This window comes from Aeromonas bivalvium, from assembly GCF_000819765.1.
Classification (GTDB): domain Bacteria; phylum Pseudomonadota; class Gammaproteobacteria; order Enterobacterales; family Aeromonadaceae; genus Aeromonas; species Aeromonas bivalvium.
Map to the genome: position 1 here is coordinate 300,746 of NZ_CDBT01000008.1, position 19,278 is coordinate 320,023.

Genomic DNA, 19,278 nt, shown 5'->3' on the forward strand with positions numbered 1-19,278 from the left:
CCCCTTCGGGTGCAGGGTTGCACACCGAGTCGAGGTGCTGGGCTGATGGGCACGCTGTTGTGGAACATAGGCGCCTTCATCGTCGCCCTCGGGTTGCTGGTCGCGGTACATGAATTTGGCCACTTCTGGGTGGCTCGTCGTTGCGGCGTCAAGGTGGAGCGCTTCTCCATCGGTTTTGGCAAGGCTATCTGGCGCAAGATGGGCAAGGATGGCACCGAGTATGTGCTGGCCCTGATCCCGCTCGGCGGCTACGTCAAGATGCTGGATGGCCGGGTCGACGAGCTCAAGCCGGGGGAGGAGGCCCAGGCCTTCAACCACAAGAGCGTCTGGGCGCGGATGGCCATCGTCGCCGCCGGCCCCATGGCGAACTTCGTGTTTGCGCTGTTCGCCTTCTGGCTGATGTTCATGATAGGGGTACCGAGCGTCAAGCCCATCGTCGATGAGGTGCGCACCGGATCCATCGCCGCCGAGGCGGGGGTGCTGCCCGGCATGCAGATTGTCGAGGTGGCCGGTGAGCCGACCGGCGACTGGGAGAGCATCACCTATGCCCTCATCAGCCACCTGGGGGAAGACGCGGTCACCCTCAAGCTGACTGCGCCCCAGAGCAGCTATGTCACCGACAAGACGCTGATGCTGCACGACTGGCAGTTCGATCCGGACAAGGAGTCCCCCATCTCCAGCCTGGGGATAGTGCCCCTGGGTGCCAAGGTGCTGCCTGTGGTGGCCGAGGTGGTGGAGGGGAGCGCCGCCGCGGCGGCCGGGATGCGCAAGGGCGACAAGATCCTGACCCTGGAGGGGGAGCCGCTGGCCGACTGGGCTCGCTTCGTGAGCCAGGTGCAGTCCTCTCCCGAGCAACCCCTGCGGCTGACCATAGCGCGAGATGGCAGCGAACTGCTCATCGAGCTGACCCCCCAGTCCAGGCAGGTGAAGGGCAAGGCGGTGGGATTCGTAGGAATATCGCCTCAGGTGGTTCCATTACCGGATGAATATCGAATTCTGTTACAGTATGGGCCGTTCGATGCCCTCTGGCAGGGTATGCACAAGACCTGGAGCCTGATCACGCTCACCTTCGACATGATAGGCAAGCTGATCGGTGGCATAGTGTCGCTGGACAACCTGAGCGGCCCCATCTCCATCGCCAAGGGCGCGGGCAACAGCGCCGATTATGGTCTGGTCTATTTTCTCGGTTTCCTGGCGCTGATCAGCGTCAACCTGGGGATCATCAATCTGTTCCCCCTGCCGGTGCTCGATGGCGGCCACCTGGTTTACTTCCTCATCGAGGCGGTGACCGGCAAGCCGGTCTCGGAGCGGATCCAGGAAGTGGGGTTCAGGATAGGCGCCGCCATTCTGATGTTGCTGATGGGTATTGCGCTGTTTAATGATTTCGCTCGCCTCTGAGGCCAGAGCATCAACAAGGACACATAAGAACAAAATGGCTGTTAAAAAAGCATTGGTGTTGAGTTGCCTGCTGGGTGCCAGCTTCCTGGCCCAGGCGGCCCCTGCCTCTTTTGTGGTGCAAGACATTCAGGTCGACGGTTTGCAGCGGGTGACCCTGGGCGCCGCCCTGTTGAACCTGCCGATCCGGGTCGGTGACACCGTGGATCCCGTCACCCTGGCCGCCGCCATCAAGCGGCTCTACGCCTCGGGCAACTTCGAGGACGTCAAGGTCTATCGGGACGGCAACGTGCTGCAAGTGGCGGTCAAGGAGCGGCCGACCATCTCCAGCATCGAGTTCTCCGGCAACAAGGACATCAAGGAAGAGCAGCTGACCCAGAGCCTGGAGTCCTCCGGCATCCGGGTGGGCGACCCCCTTGATCGCACCGTGCTGAGCTCCCTCGAGAAGGGACTGGAAGACTTCTACTACGGCGTGGGCAAGTACTCCGCCAAGGTCAAGGCCATCGTCACCCCGCTGCCCCGCAACCGGGTCGACCTCAAGTTCACCTTCGTGGAAGGGGAAGCGGCCAAGATCCAGCAGATCAACATCGTCGGCAACCAGGTGTTCCCGGAAGAGAAGCTGCTGGCCCAGCTCTCCTTGAAAGATGACGTGCCCTGGTGGAACTTCACCGGCGATCAGCGTTATCAGAAGCAGAAGCTGGCCGGCGACATCGAGGTGCTGCGCTCCTACTACCTGGACCGCGGCTACATCCGCTTCGCCCAGGAGTCGACCCAGGTCTCCATGACCCCGGACAAGAAGGGGGTCTATGTCACCCTCAATCTCAAGGAAGGGGATCAGTACAAGGTCTCCGGCGTCCAGCTCAAGGGCGACATGATAGATCGCGGTGGCGAGATGAAGGAGCTGATCCCCATCGAGGCGGGCAGCGTCTATTCCGCCAGCCAGGTGACCCACACCGAAGAGGTGCTCTCCAAGTTCCTCGGCCGTTACGGCTACGCCTATCCCAAGGTCACCACCTTCCCGCAGATCAATGACGAGAGCAAAGAGGTGGAGCTCATCGTCAACATAGAGCCGGGCCCCCGTGTCTATGTGCGCAACATCAACTTCAGCGGCAACGTCACCACCCAGGATGAGGTGCTGCGTCGCGAGATGCGCCAGATGGAGGGCACCTGGCTCTCCTCCGACAACGTCGAACAGTCCAAGACCCGTCTCAACCGTCTCGGCTTCTTCGAAAGCGCGGACGTGGACACCAAGCGGGTGCCTGGCCGGGACGATCAGGTCGATCTCGACTTCAAGGTCAAGGAACAGCCGGCGGGCTCCATCAACGCCGGTGTCGGCTATGGTACCGAGTCGGGTCTGAGCCTGCAGGCGGGCCTGCAGCAGGACAACTTCATGGGCACCGGCAAGAAGATCGGCATCTCCGCCAGTACCAACAAGTACTCCAAGAGCGTCGATCTGAGCTACAACGATCCCTACTTCACCGTGGACGGTGTCAGCCTGGGCGGTCGCCTCTACTACAACGAGTTCAGTGCGGCCGATGCCAACATCGTCGACTACGAGAACACCACCATAGGTTTCCGTCTCTCCAGCGGCTTCCCGGTCAACGAGAACAACCGCCTCGACTTCAGCCTCGGGATCGAGAACAACAAGCTCTCCCAGCCCAACCCCTATCAGCAGGTAGAGGAGTTCTGGAAGGTCTACAACGGCAACATTGACGGCGACAACCGGTTGACCTTCAACACGGTCGACTTCACCGCAGGCTGGACCCGTTCCACCCTCAACAAGGGCACCTTCCCGACCGACGGCAACCGCCAGCGGGTCAATGCCAAGGTGACGATTCCCGGCATGGATCTGCAGTACTTCAAGCTCAACGCCGAGGATGCCCACTACTTCCCGTTCGATGCGGATCACCAGTGGGTGCTGATGGCCCGTGCCCGCGCCTCCTACGGCAACGGCTATGGCAACAACGGTGACTACGAGCACGTGCTGCCCTTCTTCGAGAACTACTTCGCCGGTGGCTTCGATACCCTGCGTGGCTTCAAGAGCAACACGGTCGGTCCCAAGGCGCTCTACTACTACAACGTCGCGGGCAATGACGTGACCCAGGGCACCGACAGCTCGGTGGGGGGCAACGCCCTGGCGGTGGCGTCTCTGGAGATGATAGTGCCGACGCCGTTTGCGTCCGAGACCTATCAGCCCCAGCTGCGTACCAGCGTCTTCCTCGATGCCGGTTCGGTCTGGGACACCACCTTCGACTATGACCAGTACAAGGATCGTTGCACCACGGGCTGCAAGTATCTGCTGGACTACTCGGATCCCACCAACTTCCGCGCCTCCTATGGCCTGTCGTTGCAGTGGCTCTCCCCCATGGGCCCCCTGGTGTTCGCCATCGCGCGGCCGCTCAAGGAGTACGAGGGTGACAGGACAGAGTTCTTCTCGTTCAACATAGGTCGAACCTTCTAACAGAAAGGGGCCTTCCCGGCGCCTTTCTCGATGAGATGCCCTCCTGGTGAGGGCAGGTAATGCCGGGGCCTGTCGGCCCCGCCAAGTAACGAGTCGGCACAGGGTGCCGCTTGTCATTCAAGGTAATCCGTTACCCTCACCTTGAGGGAACAAGGAGTTAGTGTGAACAAAGCATTGAAAGTCGCGGGTCTGAGTATTGCTCTGATGGCTGCTGGCATGGGTTCCGCCCTGGCTGACACCAAGATTGCCGTGGTCGACATGGGCGAAATCTTCCAGAAGCTGCCCCAGCGTGAAGCCGTTTCCCAGAAGCTCAAAGGCGAGTTCGAGCCGCGCATGCGCGAGCTGCAGAAGCTGGAAGCCGACGGCCAGAAGCTGGTCGAGAAGTTCAAGAAGGATGAAGCCTTCATGAGCGCCCAGCAGAAGAAGCAGAACCAGGAGAAGCTGGCCAAGCTGCAGATGGAATTCAACCAGAAGCGTCAGGCGTTCGAGCAGGATAACGGCCGTCGTCAGGCGGAAGAACGCAACAAGATCCTGACCAAGGTGAAAGCTGCCATCGACTCCATCGCCAAGAGCAATGGTTACGATCTGGTGCTGGAGCGCAATGCCGCCCCTTACGCCGCCAGCAAGCTGGACATCTCCGGTCAGGTCATTTCTCAGGTCAGCAAGAGCAACTAATTGATGGTATTCACTCTCGCACAGCTGGCCCAGCAACTGGGGGCCGAGGTTCATGGGGACGAAAACCTGGAAATTCGCAGGGTAGCGACACTGGAGAAGGCCGGGGAGGGGGATATCACCTTCCTGTCCAACAAGAAGTACCGCGACTATCTGGCGCAGAGCAAGGCGAGCGCCGTGCTCATCACAGAGGCGGATCTGCCGTTTTGCCCCACCAATGCCCTGGTGCTCAAGGATCCCTATGTCGGCTTTGCCCGGGTTGCCCAGTTGCTGGACACCACGCCGCAGCCGGCCACGGATATCCATCCTAGCGCCGTCATCGCCGCCGATGTCCAGCTGGGTGAGAGGGTTGCCATCGGTGCCAATGCGGTCATTGAGTCCGGTGTGGTGCTGGGGGACGATGTGCGCATCGGCCCCGGCTGTTTCGTTGGCAAGGACACCCGGCTGGGAGCCCGCTCCCGCCTGTGGGCCAACGTCACCCTGTATCACAAGGTGACCCTGGGCACCGACTGCCTGGTGCAAGCCGGCACCGTCATCGGGGCCGATGGCTTTGGCTACGCCAACGAGCGTGGCGAATGGATCAAGATCCCCCAGCTGGGCGGTGTCACCATAGGCAATCGGGTCGAGATAGGCGCCTGTACTACCATTGACAGGGGAGCCTTGGAAGACACCCGCATTGCCGACAACGTCATCATCGACAATCAGTGTCAGATCGCCCACAACGTCGAGATCGGTTACGGCACCGCCGTGGCGGGTTCGACCGTGATGGCCGGTAGTCTCAAGGTCGGTAAGTATTGTATTATTGGCGGCGCTTCCGTCTTCAACGGGCATATGGAGATCTGCGACCAGGCCACCGTTACCGGTATGGCCATGGTGATGCGACCCATTACCGAGCCCGGTGTCTACTCCTCCGGCATCCCCCTGCAAACCAATAAAGAGTGGCGCAAGACCGCCGCCCGGGTGATGCGTATCGACGAGATGCACAAGCGGATAAGCAAGCTTGAGAAGAAACTGGGTGAAGAAGAATAATCACGATAGGGTACTGTTTTGACTACTGAAAAGAAAAGCCTGGGGATCCAGGAAATCATGGATCTGCTGCCGCACCGTTATCCCTTCCTGATGGTGGACAAGGTGGAGCACTACGAGATCAGCGATGAGCGCAAGACGCTGCGTGCCATCAAGAACGTCTCGTTCAACGAACCCATTTTTCAGGGACACTTCCCGGCCAAGCCGGTGTTCCCCGGTGTGCTGATCCTGGAAGCCATGGCCCAGGCCACCGGCATCCTGGCGTTCACCATGGTGGGCAAGCCGTCCCCCAATGAACTCTACTACTTCGCCTCCATCGACAATGCCCGCTTCAAGCGCCCGGTCGGTCCTGGCGATCAACTGGTGCTGGACGTGGTATTCCTGAAGGAGCGCCGCGGCATCGCCAAGTTTACCGGTGTGGCCACCGTCGATGGCGAGGTGGTCTGTACCGCCGAGCTGATGTGTGCCAAACGCGAGGTGTAATAGTGATCGATTCGACAGCCATGATTCACGATACTGCCATCGTCCATGAGTCTGCCGTGATAGGTAAAGGGGTTGAAATCGGCCCCTTTACCGTCATTGGTGCCGAAGTGGAGATAGGCGACGATACCTGGGTGGGTTCCCATGTGGTGATCAAGGGCCCGACCAGGATTGGCCGTGGCAACAAGTTCTTCCAGCACACCTCCATCGGTGAGGATTGCCAGGACAAGAAATACGCCGGCGAGCGCACCTTCCTCGAGATCGGCGACAACAACGTGTTTCGCGAGAACTGCACCGTGCATCGCGGCACCACCCAGGACCAGAGCCTGACCAAGGTGGGCAGCGGCAACCTGTTCATGGTCAACGTCCACGTGGCCCACGACTGCATCATCGGTGACAACTGCATCTTCGCCAACAACGCCACCCTGGCGGGCCACGTGGTGATCGGCGATTTCGTCATCTTCGGTGGCCTCTCCGCCATTCACCAGTTCGGCCGGGTCGGCTCCCACGCCTTCGTCGGTGGCTGCGCCGCCCTCAACAAGGACGTGCCGCCCTACGTGATGGCCGCGGGCAACTATGCCAAGCCGTTCGGGGTCAACTCCGAAGGCCTGCGTCGCCGTGGCTATAGCCCTGAGGCCATCTCGGCGGTCAAGCGTGCCTACAAGGAGATCTTCCGCTCCGGCAAGACCATCGAAGAGGTGCTGCCCGTGCTGATCGAGATGGCGGCCACAGAGCCTGCGGTTCAGCTCTATGTGGATTTCCTCAAGGACAACGAGCGTGGCATCATCCGTGCCTGATCCCATCCGCATCGGCATCGTTGCCGGAGAGACCTCCGGCGACATCCTGGCCGCCGGCCTGGTGCGCGAGCTCAAGGCCCGCTACCCGGACGCGCAGTTTGAAGGGATTGCCGGGCCACGGATGCAGGCGCTCGGGGTCAAGGCCCTGTTCGAGATGGAAGAGCTCTCCGTCATGGGGATCACCGAGGTGCTGGGCCGTCTGCCCCGCATCCTCAAGGTGCGCCGCGAGCTGCTGCGCCACTTCATCGCCAATCCCCCTGACATCTTCGTCGGGGTGGATGCACCGGATTTCAATATCGGGGTGGAGCTGAAACTGCGCCGCGCCGGTATCAAGACGGTCCACTATGTCAGCCCCTCGGTCTGGGCCTGGCGTCAGGGCCGCATTCACAAGATCAAGGCGGCCACCGACATGGTGCTCGCCTTCCTGCCGTTCGAGAAGGCGTTCTACGACCGCTTCGACGCCCCCTGTCGCTTCGTCGGCCACACCATGGCGGACGACATCCCCCTGGTACCGGATCAAGGGGCGGTGCGCGCCGAGCTGGGGCTGGATTCGTCCCGCCGCTGGCTGGCGGTGCTGCCGGGCAGTCGCAGTGCGGAAGTGGGCTTCATGGCGCCCCTGTTTCTCGAGGCCTGCAAGCACCTGACGGTGCACAACCCGGATCTCGGCTTCATCGTGCCCCTGGTCAACGGCAAGCGGCGCGAGCAGTTCATGGCCATCAAGGCCGAGGTGGCGCCGGATCTCGACATGGTGCTACTGGACGGTCAGGGCCGGGAGGCCATGATCGCCGCCGACGTGGTGATGCTCGCCTCCGGCACCGCGGCGCTGGAAGCCATGCTGGTGAAAAAACCCATGGTGGTGGGCTACAAGCTCAAGCCCTTCAGCTACTGGCTGGCCCAGTGGCTGGTGAAGACTGACTATGTCTCCCTGCCCAACCTGCTGGCGGATCAGATGCTGGTGCCCGAGCTCCTTCAGCATGAGTGCACCACGGAGAACCTGGTGGAAGAGGTCAGCAAGCTGCTCGACCATGACAACAGCGAACTCATCGCCACCTTCACCCGGTTGCACGAGAAGATCCGCTGCAACGCGGACGTGCAGGCTGCGGAAGCGGTCGCTGCGTTGCTTTACCGCTAGTTGGGCAGGAATGTGCGCGTAATGCGTGATGTTGTGCTGATACTGGCCCTGCGGGGCCGGTTTTGATTCAAGGCTCCGAGATGACGATCGATATTCCCGAAGACAAGCTGATTGCCGGCGTGGACGAGGTGGGTCGCGGCCCCCTGGTGGGGGACGTGGTCACCGCCGCCGTGATCCTGGATCCCGCCAATCCCATCCCTGGCCTCGCCGACTCCAAGAAGCTCTCCGAGAAGAAGCGCCTCGCCCTGTACGGCGAGATCAGGGAGAAGGCCCTGGCCTGGGCCATCGGCCGGGCGACGCCCGAAGAGATAGACAAGCTCAACATACTGCACGCCACCATGCTGGCCATGCAGCGCGCCGTGGCGGGGCTGGCGGTGACGCCCGAGCTGGTCTTCATCGACGGCAATCGTTGCCCGGCTTTGCCGATGGAGGCACGCGCCGTGGTCAAGGGGGACAGCCTGGTGGCCGCCATCAGCGCCGCCTCCATCCTCGCCAAGGTGACCCGCGACGCCGAGATGACCGAGCTGGACAGCCGCCATCCCGAGTACGGCTTCGCCCGCCACAAGGGCTATCCCACCGCGGAGCACCTTGCCATACTGGCCGAGCGCGGCCCCCTGCCCGAGTACCGTCAGAGCTTCAAGCCGGTGCGCCGTGCGCTCGGGCAGGAGTGAGCCAGCCCCTCACCCATGATGCAATTGACTCTCTCTTCCGCCAACCCAAGAGGTGACCATGGCCGAGCCTAGCTTTATCCATCTGCGCGTGCATTCCGATTTCTCCATGGTCGACGGCCTGCAGAAGATAGGCCCCATCGTGGCCGCCGCCGCCGCCGATGGCCAGGGCGCCCTGGCCCTGACCGATCAGGTCAACATGTGCGGCCTGGTGCGCTTCTACGGCACGGCCCACGGCAAGGGGATCAAGCCCATCGTCGGGGCCGACTTCTGGGTGCAGAGCCAGGAGCTTGGCGACGAGCTGTTTCGCCTCACCCTGCTGGCCATGGACAACGAGGGCTACCAGAACATCACACTGCTCATCTCCCGGGCCTATCAGCGCGGCCATGTCCAGGACAAGCCCGTCATCGACAAGGGCTGGCTTGGCGAGCACGCCAAGGGGGTCATAGTGCTGTCCGGCGGCCGCGAGGGGGACGTGGGCAAGTTCCTGCTCAAGGGCAACCGGCAGATGACGGAGTCCTGTCTCGCCTTCTACCGCCAGCACTTCCCCGATGCCTACTATCTGGAGCTGCTGCGCACCGAGCGCCCGGATGAGGAGGTCTACCTGCACATGGCGGTGGCGATCGCCACCGAGTTCGACCTGCCGGTGGTGGCCACCAACGAGGTGGTATTCCTCGAGGCCGAAGACTTCGATGCCCACGAGATCCGGGTCGCCATCCATGACGGCTACACCCTGGCGGACAAGCGCCGGCCGCGCAACTACAGCCCCAAGCAGTATCTGCGCAGCCAGGCCGAGATGCTGGAGCTCTTCGCCGACATCCCGGAGGCGTTGGCGAACACGGTGGAGATCGCCAAGCGCTGCAACGTGACCGTGCGCCTGGGGGAATATTTTCTGCCCAACTTCCCCACCGGCGACATGACCACGGAAGAGTTCCTGGTGATGAAATCGAAGGAAGGGCTGGAGGAGCGTCTCGCGTTTCTGTTCCCGGATCCGGCGGTACGGGCCGAGCGCCGTCCCGAGTATGACGAGCGTCTCGACATCGAGCTCAAGGTGATCAACCAGATGGGCTTCCCCGGTTACTTCCTCATCGTGATGGAGTTTATCCAGTGGTCCAAGGACAACGGCATCCCGGTGGGGCCGGGCCGGGGCTCGGGGGCGGGATCGCTCGTGGCCTATGCCCTCAAGATCACCGACCTGGATCCGCTCGAGTTTGATCTGCTGTTCGAACGTTTTCTGAACCCCGAGCGGGTCTCCATGCCCGACTTCGACGTCGATTTCTGCATGGACCGACGGGACGAGGTGATCGACCACGTGGCCGACATGTATGGCCGGGATGCGGTGTCCCAGATCATCACCTTCGGCAGCATGGCGGCCAAGGCGGTGGTGCGGGACGTAGGAAGGGTGCTGGGTCACCCCTACGGCTTCGTGGATCGCATCTCCAAGCTCATTCCGCCGGATCCCGGCATGACCCTGGCCAAGGCGTTCGAGGCCGAGCCCAAGCTGCCGGAGCTCTACGAGCAGGACGAGGAGGTGAAAGACCTCATCGACATGGCCCGCCGACTGGAGGGGATCACCCGCAACGCTGGTAAACACGCCGGTGGCGTGGTGATAGCCCCCACCAAGATCACCGATTTTGCGCCCCTCTATTGCGACAGCGAGGGCCAGCACCCGGTCACCCAGTTCGACAAGAACGACGTGGAGTACGCCGGCCTGGTGAAGTTCGACTTCCTGGGGCTGCGAACGCTCACCATCATCGACTGGGCCCTTGGCATGATAAACCCGCGCCTGGCCAAGGAGGGCAAGCCGCCGGTCGACATCGCCGCCATCCCCATCGACGACAAGAAATCGTTCGACCTGTTGCAGCGCTTCGAGACCACGGCGGTGTTCCAGCTCGAATCCCGCGGCATGAAGGATCTCATCAAGCGGCTGCAGCCCGACTGCTTCGAAGACATGATCGCCCTGGTGGCCCTGTTCCGTCCGGGCCCGCTCCAGTCCGGCATGGTGGACAACTTCATCGAGCGAAAGCACGGTAAAGAAGCCATCTCCTACCCGGACGAGAAGTGGCAGCACGAGAGTCTCAAACCCATACTCGAGCCCACCTACGGCATCATCCTCTACCAGGAGCAGGTGATGCAGATAGCCCAGACTCTGGCGGGCTACACCCTGGGTGGCGCGGACATGCTGCGCCGGGCCATGGGCAAGAAGAAACCCGAGGAGATGGCCAAGCAGCGGGCCGGCTTCGAGGAGGGGGCGGTCAAGAACGGCGTCGACGGCGAGCTAGCGATGAAGATCTTCGATCTGGTGGAGAAATTCGCCGGTTACGGCTTCAACAAGTCTCACTCCGCCGCCTATGCCCTGGTCTCCTACCAGACCCTCTGGCTCAAGACCCACTTCCCGGCCGAGTTCATGGCGGCGGTGATGACCGCCGACATGGACAACACCGACAAGATAGTGACGCTGGTGGACGAGTGTCAGCGCATGGGGCTCACCGTGATACCGCCGGACGTGAACACGGGCCGCTATCGCTTCAGCGTCAACGAGGACGGCCACATCGTCTACGGCATAGGTGCGGTGAAGGGGGTGGGGGAAGGCCCTATCGACGCCATCCTCAGCGCCCGGGATCAGGACGGCCCCTTCCGGGATCTGTTCGACTTCTGCAACCGGGTCGACATCAAGAAGATCAACAAGCGGGTGATGGAAAAACTCATCTACTCCGGCGCCATGGACCGGCTCGGCCCCCACCGCGCCGCCCTGATGGCGACCCTGGAAGAAGCCATGCGCGCCGCCGAGCAGCATGCCAAGGCCCAGGCGTTCGGTCAGGTGGACATGTTCGGGGTACTGACCCAGGAGATAGACGACGTCAAGAAGGCGTTCGCCAACGTGCCCCACTGGCCGGACAAGGTCTGGCTGGAGGGGGAACGGGAGACCCTGGGCCTCTATCTCACCGGTCACCCCATCAACCAGTACAGCGGCGAGCTGCGTCGCTATACGTCGGGGCGGTTGTGCGACCTGCACCCCACCTCCCGGGATACGGTGACCACGGCGGCGGGGCTGGTGATCGCGGCCCGCAGCATGGTGACCAAGCGCGGCAACAAGATGGGGATCTTCACCCTGGACGACAGATCCGGGCGTCTGGACGTGACCCTGTTCAGCGAAGCGCTGGAAAAGTACGAAGAATTGATGCAAAAAGACCGTATTTTGGTGGTTTCTGGACAGGTCAGCTTTGATGACTTCTCCGGTGGCCTTAAAATGTCGGCCCGTGAAGTACTGGATATCAACGATGCGAGGGAACGATTCGCCAGAGCGATCCGCATCTTCCTCGACGAACAACGGATAGATGAACGCTTTTTTCAGCGTTTTAACGAGATTTTGGAACCCGCCCGTGCCGGAGTCTGTCCGGTTCAGGTACACTATCGGCGCCCCGGCTCCCGGGTGCGACTGACCCTTGGTACCGAGTGGCGGGTGACGCCCACCGATCAACTGATAGATGACTTGCGCGTCCTGCTGGGACGAGAGCGGGTGGAATTGGTTTTTGATTAGAGGATCTATAGGCCCTATGAGTCTTTTTCTGGATTTTGAACAGCCGATTGCCGAGTTGCAGGCGCAGATCGATGAACTCCGCCATGTGAGTGAGCACAACAGTGCCGTCGATCTCAATGAGGACATTCGTCGGCTGGAGAAGAAAAACGAAGAGCTGACCAAGAAGATCTTCGGCGATCTGGGTGCCTGGCAGGTGTCCCAGATGGCGCGTCATCCTCAGCGTCCCTACACCTTCGACTACATCGAGCAGATCTTCACCGACTTCGACGAACTGGCCGGGGATCGCGCCTACGCCGATGACAAGGCCATCGTCGGCGGCATCGCCCGTCTCGACGGCGAGCCCGTGATGATCATCGGTCACCAGAAGGGTCGCGAGACCAAGGAGAAGATCAAGCGCAACTTCGGCATGCCGCGCCCGGAAGGGTACCGCAAGGCCATGCGCCTGATGGAGATGGCCGAGCGCTTCAAGATGCCGATCATCACCTTCATCGACACCCCGGGTGCCTACCCCGGCGTGGGCGCCGAGGAGCGCGGCCAGTCCGAGGCCATCGCCCGCAACCTGAAAGTGATGGCCGGTCTGACCGTGCCCGTGGTCTGCACCGTGATAGGGGAAGGCGGATCCGGCGGCGCCCTGGCCATCGGCGTCGGCGATCGGGTCAACATGCTGCAATACTCCACCTACTCCGTCATCTCGCCGGAAGGGTGCGCCTCCATCCTGTGGAAGAGCGCCGACAAGGCGCCGGTGGCCGCCGATGCCATGGGCATCACCGCCCAGCGCCTCAAGGAGCTCAAACTCATCGACAGCATCGTCGAGGAGCCCCTCGGCGGCGCCCACCGCGACGTGCCCCTGATGGCCGAGCGCCTCAAGGCCCGCATCAAGCAGGATCTCGAGGCCCTGCGCCCCCTGGACAGCGAGCAATTGCTGGAGCAGCGCTACCAGCGTCTGCTGGGCTACGGCTACTGCTAAGCCCTCGCCGTCCTGGCGCTGTCGAAGGCCCCCGCAATGCGGGGGCCTTCTTGTTTTCGGGGTTGGCTGCCCGGATGAAAATCCTGCCCACATGGCTATCTGCCAGCACTATATCTGCCGGCACTGTCTGCCAAAACCCCTTCTTGGATCAATTCAGCGGTGATTGGTGGGCAAAAGAGGTGGGTTCTGGCGCCCGCTTTGCTTACAGTATTCCCCCTTCCGATCTCACCGATTGGAAGACCCGCAAGGATGCCCGCAGACCCAAACCGAGTGGCCCGCCCACTCTGATGCAAGGAGGCGCCCACCCTGCGGCAGACCCTCTTTGCCAAGATCCTGCCTCGTCGACCACTCAGGGTGTGTGCCACTCGCATCTGGCCTTCTCTTCATCTGCTGCGAGTGAACCATGAGCGAATCGGTTATTGAGATCCATGACTGGACCCTGAAGGTGGATGACAACCTGCTGTGTCGCCCCGACCGCGAGGTCTACCTCGAACCCAGGCTGGTCAACCTGCTGCGCTTTCTGGCCCGCCATGCCGGCACTGTGTTCGGCCGCGACTGCCTCATCGACGAGGTGTGGGATGGCGCCGAGGTGACCGATCAGGTGGTGACCCAGTCCATCTTCGAGTTGCGCAAACTCTTGAAAGACGGCCGCCCCGACGCGACCGACTATATCGTCACAGTGCCAAAACGGGGCTACAAGCTGGTGGCGCCGGTGCGAACGGTCCCGCCGCTCTCCCAGGGGGCGGCCGATGATGGAGCCCCTGCGGCGGCGTTGCCGCCCATGCAGGCCCCATCGGCCTGTGCCGAGCCTGCGCCGCCTGGCCCGGCCCCCTTCCCGGCCGGGCCCCTGACCCGCGCCATCTCGGCTCGGGCCAAGGATCCCCGCAGCCGCGCCAGGATGTTTGGCTTCGATCTCTTCGTGGTCCTGGTGCTGATCGCCATGGTGAGCCTGCTCAGTTATCAGGGGGCCAGCCCCAGGGTGCGCGCCATGCTGGATCCCCATCTGCTGGTGTTTCGCTTCCACGCCGGCATGGATGGCAATAACGAGAACGTGCGCCTGGCCGACGGCATCACCCGTGCCCTGATGGGGGAGGTGGCGGCCGCCACGGCGCTGCGGGTGCAGTACGGCGCCACCAACCCGACGGGGGGCATACTGCCCGGCAAGGAGCTGAGCGTACGGGTCAGCCGCCAGCCACGGGGCACCTATCTGGATCTGGAGTACCGCAACCTCAACACCAACCGGGTGCTGTTCAGTCAGCAGTACCAGCTCAGCCGCCACAAGGTGCACCAGGTCTTGCAGGCGAGCAGTCAGGATCTGCTGCGCGCCCTGGACAGGCCCGAGGTGGTGCCCGGCATGGGCTGGCCCACCGATGACGCCTCCCTGATGGCCATGATGGAGGCGCGCTACTACATCAACAGCCGGGATCCCGTGGCCCTCAGGCGCGGCATAGTGCTGCTCGACCAGGCCCTCGCCAGTCAGCCCGATCAGCCCCTGCTGCTGGCGGAGCGCTATCTGGCCGGCGAGGCGCTGGCGACCCTGGCGGGCAAGTCCGAGAGCGATCGTCTGCTGGAGACAGGCAGCCGCCTCGCCGTCCTGGTACGGGGGGAGGGGCCACTGCCCGCCCGGGTGTGGGAGGCGCTGACCCTGCAGGCCATCCTGGGGGGGCAGCCGCAACAGGCCGGCTATCTGCTGGCGCGGGCCGCCAGCCGGGGCCGCTCCGTGCTCTATTACATATTGCAGGGCAAGCTGGCGGAGCTGGACGGTCGCCCCGAGGCGGCGGGGGATGCCTACAGTCAGGCCTTCCTGATGGAGGCGACCGAGCAGACCTATCTGCTCTGCCAGCAACTGGGTTTTTACAGCAACATGGAGACCCTGACTCCCGCCCTGTTCAATGGGCTGGGCCAGAGCAAGGTGAAGCTCTTCTAACACTGGGGCCCTTGTCTCCTTTCGGGCGGTTCTGTGGCCAGCCCCTTGCACAGGCTGCCTTCGGGCGGCCTGTGTCGTTTCTGCCTGTCTCAATCCTGCTTGTCCGCCAGCTTGAATAGCCAGTTTTGGCGCAGCCTGATTTGTTTCCTGCTGTTCACCACGCTATCTCACCGTGAATGTGGCTATGGCCTGCCCATTGTCGGAAACAGAGTATGGCCGCTGAGGTTTGCTGCCACGTCGAGGGTTGCCACTGTCTTATTGCTGGCCGGATAGGGATGAGCGGCCACGTCATGGCTCAGAGGGCGTTTGGATGCCCACAAGGGGAGGGTGGCGCTATGAGAGTCCCTTTCTCTCGGGTGTGTCCCGGGAAAAACATCAAGGGGGCCGGATAAGGGAGTGATCAAGGGGCGAAAACCAGATTGCCGGATATCAAGGTTTTATCAAGCTGCTGGCGAGAATGCTCTCAAGGCTCTGTTTTTAAATGTGTTTTTTAATGGCTGCGAGGCAGCGAAAAAAAACGGCTCATATTTTTATCCGTTAGCGGTTCCTTATGTTTTCCGGGGGGCAGAGGCCTAGTCTGTGGCCATTCGTTGGCGGGGTGCTGCCCAGTAGTGCATGGGATGCCCCGACCTTTCACTGCCCCGGAGATCTTATGTCCCTCGATACGAGCAAGAAGATCGGCCTCATCGCCTGTACAGGTGTGGTGGCCGGCAACATGATGGGGAGCGGCATCGCGCTGCTGCCTTCGGCCCTGGCCACCATAGGTTCCATTTCTGTGTTCAGCTGGGCCATCTGCCTGGTGGGCGCCATGGGCCTGGCCTTCGTCTTCGCCCGCCTCGCCACCAAGAACCCGCAAGAGGGAGGCCCCATCGCCTACGCCGGCGAGATCTCTCCTGTGTTCGGCTTCCAGACCGGCGTGCTCTACTACCACGCCAACTGGATAGGCAACCTGGCCATCGCCATCACAGGGGTCTCCTACCTCTCGGTCTTCTTCCCCATCCTCAATGACCCCATACCGGCATCGGTCGCCACCATAGCCGCGGTCTGGATCTTTACCCTGGTCAACCTGCTTGGCGGCAGCTGGGTGAGCCGGCTCTGTACCCTGGGTCTGGTGCTGATCCTGCTGCCCGTGGTGGGCACAGCCCTGATCGGCTGGGGCCACTTCGACCCCGAGCTCTACCGCCAGAACTGGAACACCACCAGCGGCAGCGATCTGCATGCGGTGATCAGTGCCGTGCTGATCTGCCTCTGGTCCTTCGTCGGCGTCGAGTCTGCCGCGGTCTCCTCGGGCATGGTGAAGGATCCCAAGCGCACCGTTCCCCTTGCCACCATGCTGGGTACCGGCATCGCCGGTGTCATCTACATACTCTCCACCCAGGTGATCGGCGGCATGTTCCCGGCCGGGGAAGTGGCGGCTTCCGGCGCGCCGTTCGCCATGGCCTCCTCCGCCATCTTTGGTGACTGGTCAGCTCCCTTCGTGTCTGCCTTTACCGCCCTGGCCTGTTTCACCTCCCTGGGCTCCTGGATGATGCTGGTGGGCGAGGCGGGCAAGCGCGCCGCCAACGACGGCAACTTCCCGAAGATCTACGGCGAAGTGGACAAGAACGGCGTGGCCAAGAAGGGGTTGATCCTCGGCTCCCTCAAGATGACGGCGCTGATGGTGGTGCTGACCGCCTTCACCTCCCACTCCGCCCACGCCGCCGACTTGTTCAACGTGCTGACCACGGATGCTGTGCTGCTGACCATGCTGCCCTACTTCTACTCCAGCATTAACCTCATCCGTTTCGAGGGCATGACCTCCCGCAGCATGGGCACCATGATCTTCTCCGGTGTGGCCTGCGTCTTCTGCCTGGTGGCCCTGATGGGGGCCCAGGGTTCCAACCTCACAGCTACCTTCGTGGTGTCGCTCATCATCCTGATGTTCTACGCCAAGAAACAGGGTCTGTGTCAGCACGACGCCCTGCTCAAAGAACAAGCCAGCCACTGATCCCCTTTTCCTTTTCCATGCGCTCTTCACTCACCATCCCTGATGGAGAGCGCCTCTTCACGTGTGGAGCATCAAGATGAACATCATTGCCATCCTCAACCACCTGGGCGTTTTCTTCAAAGAAGAACCCATCCGTCAGCTGCAAGCCTCCCTCGAGCGCAAGGGCTTCGAGGTCGTCTACCCGGTCGACGTGGCCGACTTGCTCAAGCTCATCGAGAAGAACCCTCGCGTCTGCGGCGCCATCTTCGACTGGGACAAATACTCCCTGGGGCTTTGCAAGGAGATCCACGATCGCAACGAGAAGCTGCCGATCTTCGCCTTCGCCAACGACCAGTCCACCCTGGACATTCACCTGACCGACTTGCGTCTGAACGTCCACTTCTTCGAGTACCGTCTCGGCATGGCCGACGACATCGCCCTCAAGATGGGCCAGGCCACCCAGGCGTATCAGGACGCCATACTGCCGCCGTTCACCAAGGCGCTGTTCAAGTACGTGGAAGAGGGCAAGTACACCTTCTGTACCCCGGGTCACATGGGGGGGACCGCCTTCCAGATGAGCCCGGCCGGCAGCCTCTTCTATGACTTCTACGGCCCCAATGCCTTCAAGGCGGACGTCTCCATCTCCATGCCGGAGCTGGGCTCCCTGCTGGATCACTCGGGTCCCCACAAGGAGGCCGAAGAGTACATCGCCCGCACCTTCAACGCCGATCGCTCCTACATAGTCACCAACGGCACCTCCACCGCCAACAAGATAGTCGGCATGTACTCGGCGCCGGCGGGCAGTACCGTGCTGGTGGATCGCAACTGCCACAAGTCCCTCACTCACCTGATGATGATGAACGACGTGACGCCGATCTATTTTCGCCCGACCCGCAACGCCTACGGCATTCTGGGGGGCATTCCGCAAAGCGAATTCAGCCGCGACACCATAGCCGCCAAGGTGGCCGCCACCCCGGGTGCCCAGATGCCGCGCTACGCCGTGGTGACCAACTCCACCTACGACGGCCTGCTCTACAACACCGGCTTCATCAAGGAGGCGCTGGACACCCCTTACATCCACTTCGACAGTGCCTGGGTGCCCTACACCAACTTCAGCCCGATTTATGAGGGCAAGTGCGGCATGAGCGGCGAGGCCATGCCGGGCAAGGTGTTCTACGAGACCCAGTCCACCCACAAGCTGCTGGCGGCCTTCTCCCAGGCCTCGATGATCCACATCAAGGGGGACGTGGAGGAGGAGACCTTCAACGAAGCCTTCATGATGCACACCTCCACCTCGCCGCAATACGGCATAGTGGCCTCCACCGAGATATCCGCCGCCATGATGCGGGGCAACAGCGGCAAGCGCCTCATCAAGGACTCCATCGAGCGGGCCATCTCTTTCCGTAAAGAGATCAAGCGCCTGCGCGAGCAGAGCGAAGGCTGGTTCTTCGACGTCTGGCAGCCGGACGACATCGACACCGTCGAGTGCTGGAAGCTGGATCCCAAGGATGACTGGCACGGCTTCAAGGACATTGATGACGACCACATGTACCTGGATCCCATCAAGGTGACCCTGCTGACCCCGGGCATGGGTCGCGACGGCCAGCTGCTGGAGCGCGGCATCCCCGCCTCCCTGGTCTCCAAGTTCCTGGACGAGCGCGGCATAGTGGTGGAGAAGACAGGTCCCTACAACCTGCTGTTCCTCTTCTCCATCGGGATCGATCAGTCCAAGGCGATGCAGCTGCTGCGCGCCCTGACCGAGTTCAAGCGCGGCTACGACCTGAACCTGACCATCAAGAGCATACTGCCGAGCCTGTATCGCGAAGATCCGGGCTTCTACGAAGGGATGCGCATCCAGGAGCTGGCCCAGCGCATTCACGAGCTGACCTGCAAGTACCGTCTGCCTGAGTTGATGTTCAAGGCGTTCGACGTGCTGCCCGAGATGACCATGCCCCCCCACGCCGCCTGGCAGCAGGAGCTGGCGGGCAAGGTGGAGGAGGTGCCCCTGCGGGACATGGTGAATCGCGTCAGCGCCAACATGATCCTGCCCTACCCGCCGGGAGTGCCCCTGGTGCTGCCGGGGGAGATGGTGACGGCTGACTCCCAGCCGGTGCTGGAGTTCCTCGAGATGCTGTGCGAAATCGGTGCCCACTATCCGGGTTTCGAGACCGACATCCACGGCCTCTATCGTCAGGCCGATGGCAGCTACACCGTCAAGGTGCTGCGTTAAGCGAGAGTGACACAAC

General features: G+C 62.1%; 13 protein-coding genes. All 13 read left to right on the top strand.

What is annotated here, in order from left to right:
• Positions 1 to 45: 45 nt before the first annotated feature.
• On the top strand, positions 46 to 1,398 hold the full coding sequence (gene rseP, locus BN1119_RS02510; RefSeq protein WP_041993385.1) for a sigma E protease regulator RseP: 1,353 nt from the start codon (positions 46 to 48) through the stop codon (positions 1,396 to 1,398).
• Between the two features lie 34 nt (positions 1,399 to 1,432).
• Positions 1,433 to 3,856 (top strand): outer membrane protein assembly factor BamA, encoded by a 2,424-nt coding sequence (gene bamA / locus BN1119_RS02515; RefSeq protein WP_041993388.1) that lies wholly within the window; start codon positions 1,433 to 1,435, stop codon positions 3,854 to 3,856.
• Positions 3,857 to 4,018: 162 nt separating this feature from the next.
• A complete protein-coding gene (locus BN1119_RS02520; RefSeq protein ID WP_041993391.1) occupies positions 4,019 to 4,531 on the top strand; it encodes an OmpH/Skp family outer membrane protein in 513 nt (170 codons plus the stop codon).
• 3 nt (positions 4,532 to 4,534) lie between these two features.
• Positions 4,535 to 5,557: a UDP-3-O-(3-hydroxymyristoyl)glucosamine N-acyltransferase gene (lpxD, locus tag BN1119_RS02525; RefSeq protein ID WP_041993837.1), complete on the top strand. Its 1,023-nt coding sequence runs from the start codon at positions 4,535 to 4,537 to the stop codon at positions 5,555 to 5,557.
• 18 nt (positions 5,558 to 5,575) lie between these two features.
• Positions 5,576 to 6,037: a 3-hydroxyacyl-ACP dehydratase FabZ gene (gene fabZ / locus BN1119_RS02530; RefSeq protein WP_041993394.1), complete on the top strand. Its 462-nt coding sequence runs from the start codon at positions 5,576 to 5,578 to the stop codon at positions 6,035 to 6,037.
• Between the two features lie 2 nt (positions 6,038 to 6,039).
• On the top strand, positions 6,040 to 6,831 hold the full coding sequence (gene lpxA / locus BN1119_RS02535; RefSeq protein WP_084205250.1) for an acyl-ACP--UDP-N-acetylglucosamine O-acyltransferase: 792 nt from the start codon (positions 6,040 to 6,042) through the stop codon (positions 6,829 to 6,831).
• Complete coding sequence (gene lpxB / locus BN1119_RS02540; protein ID WP_041993401.1) at positions 6,824 to 7,963, top strand: lipid-A-disaccharide synthase; 1,140 nt, start codon at positions 6,824 to 6,826, stop codon at positions 7,961 to 7,963. Before lpxA ends, lpxB begins: the two co-directional genes overlap by 8 nt.
• An 80-nt stretch (positions 7,964 to 8,043) precedes the next feature.
• Positions 8,044 to 8,634 carry a ribonuclease HII gene (gene rnhB, locus BN1119_RS02545; protein ID WP_041993404.1) on the top strand — a complete coding sequence of 197 codons (591 nt, stop codon included), beginning with the start codon at positions 8,044 to 8,046 and terminating at the stop codon, positions 8,632 to 8,634.
• Positions 8,635 to 8,692: 58 nt separating this feature from the next.
• A complete protein-coding gene (dnaE, locus tag BN1119_RS02550; protein ID WP_041993407.1) occupies positions 8,693 to 12,172 on the top strand; it encodes a DNA polymerase III subunit alpha in 3,480 nt (1,159 codons plus the stop codon).
• A 16-nt stretch (positions 12,173 to 12,188) separates the two neighbouring features.
• The gene (accA, locus tag BN1119_RS02555) at positions 12,189 to 13,139 is read left to right on the top strand and encodes an acetyl-CoA carboxylase carboxyl transferase subunit alpha (RefSeq protein WP_041993410.1); all 951 of its coding nucleotides are present in this window, start codon (positions 12,189 to 12,191) and stop codon (positions 13,137 to 13,139) included.
• Between the two features lie 403 nt (positions 13,140 to 13,542).
• Positions 13,543 to 15,066: a lysine decarboxylation/transport transcriptional activator CadC gene (cadC, locus tag BN1119_RS02560; RefSeq protein ID WP_041993412.1), complete on the top strand. Its 1,524-nt coding sequence runs from the start codon at positions 13,543 to 13,545 to the stop codon at positions 15,064 to 15,066.
• 652 nt (positions 15,067 to 15,718) lie between these two features.
• Positions 15,719 to 17,053 (top strand): cadaverine/lysine antiporter, encoded by a 1,335-nt coding sequence (gene cadB, locus BN1119_RS02565; RefSeq protein ID WP_041993415.1) that lies wholly within the window; start codon positions 15,719 to 15,721, stop codon positions 17,051 to 17,053.
• 76 nt (positions 17,054 to 17,129) lie between these two features.
• Positions 17,130 to 19,262, top strand: a complete 2,133-nt coding sequence (locus BN1119_RS02570; RefSeq protein ID WP_041993841.1) for a lysine decarboxylase CadA — start codon at positions 17,130 to 17,132, stop codon at positions 19,260 to 19,262.
• The last annotated feature ends 16 nt before the right edge of the window (positions 19,263 to 19,278 follow it).